The organism is Leisingera sp. F5 (assembly GCF_001593695.1).
Genome location: NZ_LUKH01000056.1, coordinates 1 through 13,789 on the forward strand (window position 1 = coordinate 1; position 13,789 = coordinate 13,789).

Here is a 13,789-nt window from a genome sequence, read left to right on the forward strand (position 1 = left end):
TGAAAAGAGAAGGCTGGGAAGTGAACGCCAAGCGGATCTACCGGCTATATACTGAGAAAGGCTTGCAGATCCGGAATAAAGCAAGGTTGCTGCAAAGCTCCGGGAGGACCGCAGGGCTGCTGCTTCTCCGAATGATGCCTGGGCAATGGACTTCCTGTCGGACCAGCTGTTTGACGGCCGGAAAATCCGGATCCTGACCATTGTGGACACGTATTCGAAAGTGTCGCCTGCCATTGACGTGCGGCCGCGGTACACAGGCGCAGATGTTGTCCGGACATTGGAACACGTCACGCAGACATACGGCCGCCCCGGATCGATCCGTGTCGATCAGGGCCCGGAGTTCATCTCGAAAGATTTAGATCTCTGGGCTTATCTGAACGGTGTCGCCCTGGGCTTCAGCCGCCCCGGGAAGCCCACTGACAACGCCTTTGCGGAGGCATTCAATGGAAAGGTGCGAGCAGAGTGCATTGACCAGAATTGGTTCTTGCCGGTCAAAGATGCCAGGCCAAAATGTGAAGCGTACCGCCACGAGTACAATAATGAACGGCCGCACAGTTCAATCGGCAATATGACACCGTCAGAGTTCATGAAATCCATTGGGGCTACCTGCCCCCCAATGAATTAGAAAACGGCAAACCGCTCAGGCCAGCGGTCCAGCGTTGGGGGCAAGCCCAGTTCAGCTGACAGATCTTAATCTGCCTGGCCGCCGAAGGAGAGATCAGGGCACCCGCAAACATCACGCGCAAGAAGCGCATATTTGCCTGTGCTGAGGAGACCGGAAACGCCGCCAAGGCCTGCCGGCACTTCGGCATCAGCTTCTCCTGGGTGCTCAAGCCTGCACCGGCCTGCCTCAAAATGAAGGCGGCCCGCCATTCGCCGAACGGTGGTTTCCGCATCCAGTTTCTGCGCGTTACCTGCCTGGCATTTTCTGGAAAATTCCTCACTTCAGCTGGTCCGGGCTCCGGGACGCAGGCCATCGGCAAGAACAAAAAACGTGCCGCTCCGCGCCATCGCCCCATGTTGCTAATGAGGTTTAAGGGATTTTACAGTGCGGAGACCGCAATCGGGCCGGACGCTGTAGTGCAAGTGGTGAAAGTCGGTGAAAAACATCTCGGGGTATTGGGACCAAAACGTTTCGAACTGGAAAGTGGCCAATCATCTGCAGATTGGGACGCAGGCCTTCTTTGAGGAGGTTGAGCGCTATCGCTTCGAGAAACTTGACTATTTGCCTGCCGCGGCGGGGTTTGAGCGCTATTGCGGCCGGAAAGTGCTGGATATCGGGTGCGGCCTTGGAACCGATACATCGCGCTTTGCGTCCTATGGCGCCGATGTCACCGGCATAGATATCTCACCGCAGGCAATTGCATTGGCAAAAGAAAACTTCGGATGGCGGAGGGTTCCGGGGCAGCTCCTGATCATGAACGGTGAAACGCTGGATCTGCCAAGCAATGAATTCGATTTCGTGTACTGCCACACGGTGCTGCATTTCACGCCGTCGCCCGGGAAAATGGTGCGCGAGATTCACCGGGTTCTGAAACCTGGCGGCACAGCGCTCCTCATGGCAATCAACAGGCGCTCGTGGCTGTATTTCCTGCACCGCATTGCCGGTGTGAAAATCGACTACATGGATGCGCCGGTCTTTCACAAAATGGACCTGAAAGATTTCACGGAACTGACCGCCCCATTTCCTGATAAAGAAATAAAACTATACCGTTTTCCAAAAAGAACCGAGGTGCATAAAGGCTGGAAGGCCGCCGTCTATAACACTCTTTTTGTCGACCTGTTTCACGCTCTTCCAGCGCGCATGACCCGGAATACCGGGTATCACATGCTGGCCTTTGTGCGGAAAACGGACAGCGTTGGGTAATCTATGAGGCGCGACTTATCCCTCTTGCAGAACCGCCGTTTTGATGTGGTGGTGGTCGGCGGCGGCATACAGGGGGCCTGTGTGGCACGGGATGCTGCTTTGCGAGGCCTGAGTGCCGCGCTGATCGAACAGGCGGATTTTTGCAGCGCGACCAGCCATAATTCCTTGAAGACCATTCACGGCGGCATCCGCTACCTCCAGCATTTGAACTTCAGGCGCGCCATTGACTCCATCCGCGAGCAGCAGATTTTCCTGAGGACCGCCCCGCATCTTGTTCAGCCTTTGAATTTCCTGATGCCCGCCTACGGATACGGCATGAGGGGGCCGCTGGCACTGGGGGCCGGGATCGGCCTTTTCGAACTGCTGAACGCGCTTGTGTCGCTCCGGGACGGCAACAGGCCGGGGTGGCCGAAGGGCAGGCTGATGCGGGCCGCCGCCTGCCGGGCGCTTGCCCCCGGCATTGACCGGCACGGCCTGAGCGGCGGCGCGGTATGGGCCGACGCTCAGGTTGGTTTTGCTGACAAGGCTGTTCTGCAGATCCTGCAGCAGGCGGTGGATCACGGGGCTTGCGCCGCCAACCGCGTGCAGGCTGAGCAACTGTGTTTCAGCGCGCCGGACTCCGGTTCCGTTTGCGGCCTCAAGGCGACAGACATGCGCACGGGCCACCGGTTCGAAATACAGGCGCGGGCCGTGGTCAATGCCACAGGGCCCTGGGCCGCGGATTGGATCAAACAGGCCGGAGGCGCCAGGCTGTCGCTGAAGGTTGGACTGGTTAAGAGCATGAACCTTGTCACCAGCAAACCCGCATTGCCCTATGCCCTTGCCGTAAAGAGCGCCCGCGCCTCCGATTCCCGGATCGACAGGGCCAAACGGATGTTCTTCGTGGTGCCCTGGCAGGGCAAGGCGGTTATCGGAACAACCCATTTCACATACCGCGGCAGCTCCAGCGGCATGGAAACCGACCCGGAGGAAATCGCCGCATTTGTCGATGAATTCAATACCGCCTGCCCGGCGATGGGCCTGACGCTTGACGACATCCTGTATTGCTACCAGGGGCTTACCCCGGGCGACGGCAAGGCGGCCGAAGACGGTGCGAAACTGCATGAAAGCAAGATTGTCGATCATGCCGCCACGGATGGTATCGGCGGAATGTTCAGCATCGTCAGTATCAAATGGACAACCGCCCGGCTGACCGCGGAACAAACCGTTGACCGGCTGCTGCGCCAATGGAATGAGCGCCGCAGCTGCCGGACACGTCAGACATCTCTCCCGGATTATCCGGACATGCCGCATGACACATGCGGATTGTCCCACGCGCAGCTGCGCGGTTTCGTGGCGGCGCATATCGAACACACCCAGGCATTCCGTTTCAGCGACATCGTCTTGCGCAGAACAAACGATCTCGTGCTGGGCAGAATGAGCGCGAAACAGTTTACTGTGATTCTGCAAACGCTGGCGGATCATTTCGATTGGCCGGCCGAACGGCGGCGCGAAGAGGCGCAGCAGGTCTTGGACCGCCTGTCCTCTTCGGCCTTCAAAAGAACATTGATCAACGGGTTGGAGACGGTGCGATTATGAGTATTGGCAGGGGCGATATTGTATTGGTTACCGGCGCGACCGGGTTCACCGGCAAGCATCTGGTCAGGGCATTATGCGCCACCGGCGCCACAGTGCGCGCGATTGTCCGCAAATCCTCGCAACGCGATGGCATCAAGGATCTGCCGGTCGAGATCTTTCAGGGCGATGTGTTTGATGCGGATACCGCAGTCCGCGCCGCTGAGGGCGCGCATTATGTCTTCCATGTCGCAGCGGCATACCGGGAAGCCCGGATCAGCGACGATGTCTACTGGAAAGTGCATGTGCAAAGCACGCAGCATCTGGCCAGAGCGGCGATGCGGAATCCCGGCTTCAAGCGGTTTGTCCACGTGTCAACCATCGGCGTTCACGGCCATATAGAAAATCCGCCCGCAAACGAAGACTGCCGCTTTGCGCCCGGGGATCTGTATCAGGATACCAAAGTCGAAGCGGAACTGTGGATCAGGGATTTCGCGCAGACCGAAGGATTGCCGCTCACGGTGGTCCGGCCCGCCGCCATCTACGGCCCCGGAGACCGCCGATTGCTGAAGGTCTTCAAGATGGCAACGAAACCGGTGGTGCCGATCCTGGGATACGGGTGCAAGGGATTGTACCACCTGATCCATGTGACCGATCTGGTGCGGTTCATGATCCTGTCGGCAACCCATGAGAGGACCCTCGGCGAGGTCTATATCTGCGGTGCCCGGGATCCCATCAGCATCGAGCAGATGATCCGCGTCATTGCCGGGAATCTGCAAACGGCGCCCAAGATCCTGCGCTTGCCCGTCACCCCGTTTTTCATCGCCGGCGATCTGTGCGAATGGATTTGCAAGCCTCTGGGCATCGAGCCGCCGATTTACCGGCGGCGTGTCGCCTTTTTCACCAAGGACCGCGCGTTTGATACGTCGAAACTGCGGCAGCATACCGGGTATGAGTATCTTCACACCAACGAAAGCGGGCTTGCGGACACCGCGAACTGGTATGTCAAAGAGGGGTGGCTCTGATGGGGGGCCGGCAGACAGGGGCGCGCGCGGATATGCTTGTCGTGGCGCCGCACCCGTTCTTCACGCCCCGCGGCACCCCGTTCAGCGTCTATTACCGAACGCTCGTTCTTGCCCAGGAAGGCGTCAGGATCGATCTGCTGACCTACCATCCCGGACAGGATGTGGAGATTCCGGGCGTCCGTATCGTGCGGATCCCGCGCATTGCGGTTCTCGAACCTGTGCCGGTCGGCCCGTCCGTCAAGAAGCTGTTTCTGGACGTTTTTGTTCTGATCTGGACCATCGGGATGCTCATCCGGCACCGCTACGGGCTGGTGCATGCCCATGAGGAAGCGGTGTTCTGGTGCCGCGCCCTGAAGCCCGTCTTCCGGTTCCGCCTGATCTACGACATGCATTCCAGCCTGCCCCAGCAGCTGGAGAATTTCGGGTTTACAAAATCAAAGATACTGATCGGGATCTTCCGCTTTCTGGAAGACAGCTGCCTGAAGGCGGCTGATGCGGTGATCACGATCTGCCCGGACCTGCGGGACTATGCGCTGCAGCAGGGCGTCCGGAAGGAAAAGCATTTTCTGATCGAGAACTCGATCTTCGACGATGTCAGGCTGGCGGCGTCCCCCAGTGCGCCCGCGGCCGTGGATCCGGACGCGGAGGAGGTCGTGTTTTCCGCACAGAATCCGACGATGGTCTATGCCGGAACATTTGAAAAATACCAGGGCATCGACCGCGTCATCAAGGCGTTTGCCCTGGTCACCGGCCAGTATCCGGCCGCCCGGCTGGTGCTGGCCGGCGGCACCCCGGAGCAGGTTGCGGCCATGAAGGCGGTGGCGGCCGGCGCAGGCTTGTCCGGTCAATGCGTGTTCACGGGCCGGGTTTCGAAAAAGGCGGCGCTGCGGCTGAACCGGGAGGCGGATGTGCTGCTGTCCCCCCGCATTGATGGCACCAACACCCCGTTGAAAGTCTACGAACAGCTGGCAAGCGGAAAGCCTTTGATTGCGACCAGGATCTGGTCGCACACCCAGGTGCTGGATGATGAGTGCTGTTTTCTGACCGCGCCGTCACCGGACTCGATTGCTGACGGCATGCGCGACGTGCTGAGCAACCCGGAGGAGGCCAAGCGGCGGGCGGAGAATGCACGCAAGCTCTATGACCGGGCGTATGCCCGCCCGATCTATGAGGCCAAAATACGGGCGCTGCTGGCGGAAGTCGGCTTTAAGGGCGCCGGACCCGCGCGCTGCGCTCCGGGAAAGAGCCGGACAGGGCCGGCCTCCTCCGGTCCGGTTTGAGGGCTGACGGCCATACAGTCCGGCCTGCGGCCCGCCGGTTTCGCCTTCGGAAGCCGGCATGGCCCTGCCTCAGCGCAAGGGCAATCTGTCCGCCGCTCATTCCCTTAACTCAGACCGGGTTCAGCGGCTGCTTTCGCATTTCTTGTTGCACTGGCGTCAGCGCGGGCGATGAATTAATCTCAAGGGCAGGTTCGACGGACCGGACTGCTCGGATCACTTGCTAAGGCGGGAATTTCAGTGGGGCGACACATTCATGGCAACCGTCAGTCTCAAGCATCGGACAGCGCATTAAATAAGTACCTCAAGCGTGTCGTCGGCAGCCGCCGCAAAACCGATCTGCTGAAATACGAGCTCATCACAATGCTGCTCACGAATTTTCCTGGCGCCGCCGGACTGATCCTGCGGCAAAAAATCTACCCCCTCCTTGTCGGCCATTACGGCAAAGGCACCGCGGTTTCGCGCGGCGTCACCCTGCGCTGCCCGAACCGCCTGTCTCTGGGGGCCGGCAGCATGATTGATGACGGCGTGTTTTTTGACATCAAAAGCGACGCGGCCGCAGTGACGCTGGGGGCCCGGAGCCAGATTATGCACGGAGCGCATTTCGAGACCGGATACAGCGGGCATATCACCCTGGGGGATGATTGCTACGTTGGCGCCTTCGCCATCCTGAATGGCTATGGCGGGCTGGAGATCGGCAACAACGCCCTGATCGCCGGGCATTGCCATATCGTGTCCGGAAATCACTGCTTTGCGGACCTGTCGCAGCCTATGAACAGTCAAGGCATCGCCGGCCAGGGCATTATCATCGAGGACGATGTCTGGCTGGGTGCCGGGGTCAAGGTTCTGGACGGCATACGCATCGGGCGCGGAAGCATTGTCTCGGCCGGTGCCGTGGTGACCCGCGACGTGCCCCCCTGCAGCATCATGGGCGGGGTTCCGGCCAAACTGATCAGGCAGCGGAGGCAGGAGCGTGGCTGACATCCCCAAGACAGCCGGGAGCCGCTGGCGCCGGATCACGGCTCTCGCGCTCAAAGCCTCGGTCAGCGCCGGCCTGCTGGCCTATCTGCTCTATGTTCAGGTCGACAATGCCGATGACATCTGGAGCGCTATAGGACAGGCTGATCCGCTGCTGCTGCTTTTGGCTTTCTCGTTGAATGCCATCGGCTATCTGCTGTGTTCCTGGCGCTGGCAAATCCTGCTCAAAGCGCAAGGATTCCGGGTTCCCCTCATAGAACTCATCCGCGCCTATACGATCGGCATCTTCTTCAATTCCTTCCTGCCAGGGCTGATGAGCGGCGATTTCATGCGCGCGTTGGATATCTCCGACCGTGTCAGCTCCTATACCCGCTCCTTCCTGATCCTCTTCGTTGAGCGCCTGACCGGCATGTTCGGTTTGCTTGTGCTCGCCGTCTTCGCTTTGCCGCTGGCCGGCTGGAACATTATCGGCCAGACCGGCGTGATCTGGGTGCTTGCCGCCATCGCTGCTTTGCTGCTGGCAGCCGGCCTGATCCTTAAGGCAATGCCGCACAGCCAAAGCCGCCTGCGGCATATTCCCGGAATCCGCAAACTGGGCGGGATCGCTCACAACATGTCCGAAACCTCAAAGGGCTTCGCCTCCCGGATGACGGCTGTCTACGGCTGTATGGCGATCTCGATTGTGTTTCAGGCCAATGTCGTGCTGCATTTCTATCTGATCGGCCTGGCGGTCGGGATCGACCTGCCGCTGCAGGTCTATTTCGGGATCATCCCGGTGTCACTCTTCGTGATGATGATCCCCGCTTCGATTAATGGCATCGGCATCCGCGAACAGATTTTCGTCTACCTGTTCGGCGCCTTCGGGACCGATGCGGCTGCGGCCATCTCACTGGCTTGGCTCGCCCTGGCGATGGTGCTGCTTCAGGCTGTGGCCGGGGGAGTGCTGTTTGCGCTTCGCAAACGGCGCCGCGCCGCGGCGCCTGGGGAGACTGCGGCCTCAAAACCGTCCCCCCCCGGCTGAACGAAACCCGGCAGCCTGCATAGCGCCCGGACGGAAACGGGGCGGGGCCAAAATCCAGATATCCCCGACAATCAAACCGGGCCGCTCAGGCCGGGTTGATCAACTTGGCATTGACAAAAAAAAATGCGCGTTAGTTCTACAATGGTGTCTGCCTGGACCGGAATACCGGTTCAGGCGGTTCATAATGGGGAATAGCTAATCACCGGGGGGGGTAGACTGAGCCTTTTGAGGCTGGGGGATTTTCAGGTTTCACTTAGCGCAGCCGCTTTGTTTCATAGCGGTTCAGCGCGTGTATTTCGCAGGTGATCCCTGTTTCTGCAGCCGGAGATTCAGCTCCTCCCCCAGCTATTCCGTGTAACGAGTTACGCTTTAGCGGGGGATAGCAAAAGTGACCTATAATTACCGGAACTACGAGTGGACGGCGATCACCGAAGCAGATCTGTTGGATCAAGGGGGAAATGGCACGGGGATCGGCTGCGGTGATAAATTCACCATGCCTGAAAGCGCCACAGTCTGCCTGTCGACGAAAGACAACGATTACTTTTTGTCAGGCGACTACTACAACAACGAAAATGCGGACGACGGCAGCGGGCAAAAAGCCTATGTCGACGGGCAACCCGCCGGCGGCCAAATGTACGCCGAAAGCTATCACGTCCTGAAGGGGTCGGATGGCAATACATACTACATGATCGAAATCGAGATCGAAGGCCATGATGCCCCCGGGGCGGGGGAAGACTATTTCACGTTCTACAACAATGTTCCTCCGGCAGGGGTTGAGCTGACCGTGGTCAAAACCTGCAACGTCAAAGGCAATTGGGTTGATTACAAATGCCTTGGCGCCGGTGACAAAAACGAAACCGGGTCTATTTCCGGCACCGTTTTTTGCGATCAGGATTGCGACGGCATCAACGGGGAAATCACCGTTATTCCAGGCTGCGACTACACCATCGAAGCTGAAAGCATGTCCAAGCACGGCTTTAAGGCCGTCAGCGGCAGCCAGGCTTCAGGCGGCGAGCTTGTCAAACTGTACTGCGCTGGCGGTTATGGCACTCTTTGCACCGAGTTCGGCGGCAAGGCCGGCGTCTATGACGTGACCATCCGGGTTCAGGACGAAAACGACGGCCAAAGCATCATCAAACTGCAAGTGAACGGCCAGACTGTCGAGGCCATCCGTCTCGACGGCGACACGGATGGCGGCGGGTCGAACAACGGCGGCTTCTCGGAATATGTGATCAAGGATGTCTCCCTTCAAAGCGGCGACAGCGTGAAGATCAAGGCCAAGGGCGACGGCTACGAATATGTCCGCATCGACAACATAATCCTTGAAGGCCAGGACCGGCAGGAAACTGTATCCGAGCCGGTCAAAGAAGGGGTGACAGTCAAACTCCTGGATCTCGGCGGCAATGTGGTTGCCACGACCACCACAGATGCAGACGGGAACTATGCGTTTGAGGATGTCCCGGCCGGGGATTACAAGATCATGGGGGTTGCACCTGACGGAACCGAATTCACTATTCAGGATGCCGGCTCTGACGATACAATCGATTCAGACGTTGATGAAAATGGCATGTCCGGCGTGGTCACTGTCGGCGCAGGCACAGAAACCGATATCGATCTGGGCCTTTGCGACAAACCCGAGCCGGGTTCCCTGTCCGGCCGTTACTTCTGCGACACGGATGATGACAATCAGGATAACAACAACGGCGACGAACCCGGCATCCAGGGCGTCCTCGTCATGCTGCTGGATGCAAGCGGGGATCCAACCGGCGCAACAACAGTCACGGGCCCGAACGGAGAATACTCTTTCACCGATCTGCAAGCCGGGACCTATGGTGTCAAATTCACCGACCCGGACGGGGTTCTGGACGGGAAAACCCTGATCACCCCGAATGTCGGCGATGATGCATCCGACAGTGATGCAATCGGCGACGCTGTGATGTCCACGATCATGGACATTCAGGTTGAGGCCGGTCAGGACACCCCCGACAATGACGCCGGCGCCCGTAATGCCGATCCGATGACCGCTGAACTGGGCGACACCGTATGGCTGGACGTGTTCGGCGACGGCATTCTGAACGACGAAGCCTTTGATCCGTTCTTTACCGGCCGGGAACAGGGGGTCCAGGGGGTGATTGTGCACCTGCTGGCCGCAGACGGCACCCTGCTGGACCAGCAGACCACAGATGAGAACGGCAACTACCTGTTCACCGGTCTTGCGGCGGGCGATTACAAGGTCGGGTTCATCCTGCCCGAGGGCTTTGCGTTCACCTCGGCCAACCAGGGCGGCGACGATGCCCGGGATTCCGATGCGGTGACCATGCCGGGCGATCCGGACTTTGCGATGACGCAGGTTGTTTCCCTGGCTGCGGGCGAATCCAACCTGACGCTCGATGCCGGTCTGCTGCAATGCGGCCTGATCGAAGGCACCAGCCAGGCCGATCAAAACTCGCCTGTTGGTGGTTTCGATCTGCTGGTGGGCTGCGAGGCCGATGATTTGATCATCGGATTCTCGGGCGAAGACACGCTGATCGGCAATGACGGCAATGACACCCTGAACGGCGACAGCTATGACGACCTGCTGGAAGGCGGCGATGGCGAAGACGATCTGAATGGCGGATCGGAAAACGACATCCTCATCGGCGGTGCCGGAAACGACGACATCAATGGTGATGGCGAGGTCGACACCGCGGTCTTCGGCGGCAACTATGCTGATGCGGCGATCGAGATCGTGGATCTGTTCACCGGTGAGCTGACGGTCACCTCCGTCGATGGTGTGGACCAGGTGCGCAACGTTGAATTCCTGCAGTTCGACGATGTCACGGTCGCGGTCGAGGCGCTCCTGCCCGGCGGCACCAGCGATAAGGTTGCCGCCCCGGCGCCCGGCGGTTCGGTCAATATCGACGTTCTGGCCAACGACATTGAGCTGTCCGAGGGCACGCTGTCGGTGGCGCAGGTCAATGATGGCGGGTTCGGCTCCGTTGTGATCGAGGCCGATGGCACCGTGACCTACACGGCAGGCGCGGGTTTCAATGGCTTCGACTTCTTCAACTACACGGTGACCAACGGCGTCGGGTTCGTCAGAACTGTCGAGGTCCAGATCGGCGAGGTGCCGACGCTCGATCCCGCCGATCCCGATGTGACCGTTCTGGTCGAGGCACCGGGTGAAAATGGTGTCGAGTATACAAGCATCATCCCGGGTGGTGAGGACATTCTCGGCACGCGTGGCGATGACGTCATCAGCAGCGGGGGAGGTGACGATGTCATCGATGGCGGCCGCGGCAACGACAATATCCGCGGTACAGTAGGTTACGATACGCTGATCGGCGGCGAAGGTGATGACAACATCAATGGGGACGGTCGGGGGGATGTCGCCCTGGGTGGAATCGGCGATGACGCCCTGGCCGGTCAATTTGGCGATGACGTTCTGTTCGGCGGCTCTGGCAGGGACTTCGGTGCCGGCTTGCAGGGGTCGGACTATGTCTCGGGCGGCACTGGCAATGACTGGTTCCTCAGCCCCAATGACGGGGCCGATACCATCCTGGGCGGTGCCGGCGATGACGAGTTCGTCTGGTCCGAAGCGGCCGACGCCGGCGAACGCGATTTCCTCGACGGGGAAAGCGGTGTCGACACGCTCGAGATTTCGCTGAACGGTGCAGATGCGCTTGCGGTTCAAGCTGAAATCGACGCCTATCTGGCAATTGTCAATGCCAACGCCCCGGCACCGGGAAGCATCAATGACAGCAGTGTTCTGACTGATACCTTCAGCTTCACGACCATCGATCTGGACATCCGCAATATCGAAGATGTGCAGCTCGTCTAAGCCACAGAAAGGGCTCTTTAAGAGCCCTTTGAGCTACTCCCCATCCTTTGGACAGTATCCGGCGTAACTTAAGCTACTTTCTGCTCCTGCTGATCTGGTTTGGTTTCTTCTTTTCTCAGCATTGCCCAAATTGACCGGGCCATCTTGTTGGCCAGAGCAATAGCGACCAGCATTCGAGGTTTCCGCTCCAGCATTCTGGCGAGCCAAGCATCCTTTGCTGCGCCGTGCCGCAAGGCCTCTCGAACCACCGCCATTGCCCCAATGATCAATAGCTTTCGAATGTCGCGCTGACCTGTCTTCGATGTTCGTCCCAGCCGTGATTTTCCGCCAGAGGAATGCTGCCGCGGCACGAGGCCAACCCACGCAGAGAAATCACGCCCGCATCTAAAGCCTGACATGTCGGGAGCGAAGGCCTCAATCGCCAGCGCCGTTACCGGCCCAACACCTAGTGCGGTCTGCAGACGCCTCGATGTCTTCGATGACTTTGAGGCCGCCCGCATTTTTTCCTCGAGCCTGGCAATATGGGTGTCTAGAGTGACCACCTGTTCGAGATATTGATGCCCCAATTCAGGTACCAGCTCTGGCATGCCGGCGTCATCGCAGGCCAATGCTTCAGCCAGGGCCTTGAGATGCACACGTCCCTTTGGCGCGATTACACCGAATTCGGCCTTCCTCTCGGGCATGTAAACATGCCCTGACGGCCAAGGGGTGCCCGCGCAATGCATTGATCACCTGCGTGCGCTGGCCAACCAGCATTTGCCGTGTCCGGAAGAGCATCGCACGCGTCTGATGATCTTCGCTCTTCACGGCGACAGACCGCATCGCCGGACGGAACGCCGCCTCAGTAATTGCCTCAGCATCGGCTGCGTCATTCTTCCGGCGCTTCACAAAGGGTTTCACGTATATGAGCGCGATGAGCTTAACATTATGGCCCAGTTCAGAAATTTGATGCCCCAAATTATGCGCCGTAGCGCAAGCCTCCATCGCAACCACACATCGAGAATGTTGGGCAAAAAATTGAGGAACTGCGCCCGGTTCACTTTTTTGCGAAAAGCAACTGAGCCATCGTGCGCAAGCACCATGGAGCTGGAACACGTTCTTTGCCAGATCGACGCCTATAATGCTAACTTCAGTCATGGATGCTCCTCCTTCGAAGTGACATTCTGCAGAACATCACTTTGGCACACTGCGATGCCGTCAGGCGGGGGCATCCACGCCATCACTAACTTTCAATCCCGGTGATGTCTATCAGGAGACGAAGCTTGAAGGCGAGCTTCTGGCGGCCGAGGCCATCAAGTCTGGCCTTCCGGGCGCGGTCTTTCGCCCGGTGGGCATCTACGGTCCCGGCGACACGCGCTTCCTGAAACTATTCCGCGCCATCCACCGCCGCCGCTTCATCATGTTTGGCAAGGGCGAAGTCCTGTATCACCTGACTTACATATCCGATCTGGTGGATGGGATCATCCTGCTGGGGACCCATAAAAACGCTCTTGGCGAAACGTTCATCCTGGCCGGTGAACGCTACTACACGCTGAAGGACCTTGTGGGCATGGTAGGCAAGGCGGTCGGTGTGGCGCCTCGGCGCGGGAGGATTCCTATCTCGATGCTGCTGGCGGCGGCACATCTGTCGGAGGCGATTGCGCGTCCGCTTCGGATTGACGCCCCGTTGCAAGTGCGGCAGTGCGATTTCTTTACCAAGGACCGCGCCTTCGACATTTCAAAGGCACGTGAGCTTCTGGGGTACAACCCGACCGTCGAACTGCCTGACGGCTTGGGCCGTACCGCGAAATGGTATCTGAACGAGGGCTTGCTCGGCTGAACCGGCTTTGATGATGTGACCGCCCCTCAGCTGCGGCTCCCGATCTGACGGGCGGGAACGCCCGCAACGATGGCATTTTCCGCCACGTCCTTGGCCACCACGGAACCGGCACCGATGATTGCGCCATTGCCGATGCGAACCCCATCGAGCACGCGCGCTCCGGCGCCTATCCAGACATCGTCGCCGATGACCACCGGGCCTTTGGTAATCAGTCCCTGAGTGACCATTGGCCCGGCGCCGAGAGCGGTCTTGTACCGGCCACCGCCAAAGTAGCACTGCCCCGCGATGATCGCGTCATCGCCGATCTCGATGCCGGAGACCGCACTCAGGTAGCACTGGCTGCCGATCGATCCGTTTGCCCCTATGCGCAGGTAACCGCTTTTGATCCCAAGGCAGGTATCGCGGGCGATCAAAGTCCGCGGTCCGAT

The 13,789-nt window shown here is 59.3% G+C and carries 10 protein-coding genes and 2 pseudogenes; 10 read left to right on the forward strand and 2 right to left on the reverse strand.

The features are described 5' to 3' along the window. The 9 genes and pseudogenes from A2I95_RS22505 to A2I95_RS22545 form a co-directional block, all read left to right on the forward strand. A pseudogene (locus A2I95_RS22505) lies at positions 1-625 on the forward strand (IS3 family transposase); the annotation flags it as partial. 200 nt (positions 626-825) lie between these two features. Continuing rightward, complete coding sequence (locus A2I95_RS22510) at positions 826-1,188, forward strand: hypothetical protein (protein ID WP_291733460.1); 363 nt, start codon at positions 826-828, stop codon at positions 1,186-1,188. Further along, a complete protein-coding gene (locus A2I95_RS22515) occupies positions 1,148-1,867 on the forward strand; it encodes a class I SAM-dependent methyltransferase (RefSeq protein ID WP_291733462.1) in 720 nt (239 codons plus the stop codon). The genes A2I95_RS22510 and A2I95_RS22515 overlap by 41 nt, the downstream gene beginning before the upstream one ends. Positions 1,868-1,870: 3 nt before the next feature. Next, complete coding sequence (locus A2I95_RS22520; RefSeq protein WP_291733464.1) at positions 1,871-3,445, forward strand: glycerol-3-phosphate dehydrogenase/oxidase; 1,575 nt, start codon at positions 1,871-1,873, stop codon at positions 3,443-3,445. Further along, positions 3,442-4,446 (forward strand): NAD(P)-dependent oxidoreductase, encoded by a 1,005-nt coding sequence (locus tag A2I95_RS22525; RefSeq protein ID WP_291733466.1) that lies wholly within the window; start codon positions 3,442-3,444, stop codon positions 4,444-4,446. Before A2I95_RS22520 ends, A2I95_RS22525 begins: the two co-directional genes overlap by 4 nt. Then, on the forward strand, positions 4,446-5,726 hold the full coding sequence (locus A2I95_RS22530; RefSeq protein ID WP_291733468.1) for a glycosyltransferase: 1,281 nt from the start codon (positions 4,446-4,448) through the stop codon (positions 5,724-5,726). The genes A2I95_RS22525 and A2I95_RS22530 overlap by 1 nt, the downstream gene beginning before the upstream one ends. A gap of 237 nt (positions 5,727-5,963) precedes the next feature. After that, complete coding sequence (locus tag A2I95_RS22535) at positions 5,964-6,704, forward strand: DapH/DapD/GlmU-related protein (protein ID WP_291733471.1); 741 nt, start codon at positions 5,964-5,966, stop codon at positions 6,702-6,704. Next, a complete protein-coding gene (locus A2I95_RS22540) occupies positions 6,697-7,722 on the forward strand; it encodes a lysylphosphatidylglycerol synthase transmembrane domain-containing protein (RefSeq protein WP_291733474.1) in 1,026 nt (341 codons plus the stop codon). The genes A2I95_RS22535 and A2I95_RS22540 overlap by 8 nt, the downstream gene beginning before the upstream one ends. Before the next feature lie 388 nt (positions 7,723-8,110). Continuing rightward, positions 8,111-11,542, forward strand: coding sequence for an SdrD B-like domain-containing protein (locus A2I95_RS22545; RefSeq protein WP_291733476.1), 3,432 nt, complete (start codon positions 8,111-8,113; stop codon positions 11,540-11,542). A 68-nt stretch (positions 11,543-11,610) separates the two neighbouring features. Here A2I95_RS22545 and A2I95_RS22550 read toward each other — a convergent pair. Further along, positions 11,611-12,679: pseudogene (locus tag A2I95_RS22550) on the reverse strand (IS110 family transposase). 49 nt (positions 12,680-12,728) lie between these two features. Here A2I95_RS22550 and A2I95_RS22555 point away from each other — a divergent pair. After that, a complete protein-coding gene (locus A2I95_RS22555) occupies positions 12,729-13,361 on the forward strand; it encodes an NAD(P)-dependent oxidoreductase (RefSeq protein ID WP_291733479.1) in 633 nt (210 codons plus the stop codon). Positions 13,362-13,387: 26 nt separating this feature from the next. Here the strand turns inward: A2I95_RS22555 and A2I95_RS22560 are convergent. After that, positions 13,388-13,789, reverse strand: a 402-nt coding sequence (locus A2I95_RS22560) for a DapH/DapD/GlmU-related protein (RefSeq protein ID WP_291733478.1), incomplete at its 5' end; no start/stop codon positions are given.

Coding starts and splice junctions, on each gene's coding strand:
- A2I95_RS22520 (WP_291733464.1), top strand. CDS start 1,871: ATGAGGCGCGACTTATCCCTCTTGCAGAACCGCCGTTTTGATGTGGTG.
- A2I95_RS22525 (WP_291733466.1), top strand. CDS start 3,442: ATGAGTATTGGCAGGGGCGATATTGTATTGGTTACCGGCGCGACCGGG.
- A2I95_RS22530 (WP_291733468.1), top strand. CDS start 4,446: ATGGGGGGCCGGCAGACAGGGGCGCGCGCGGATATGCTTGTCGTGGCG.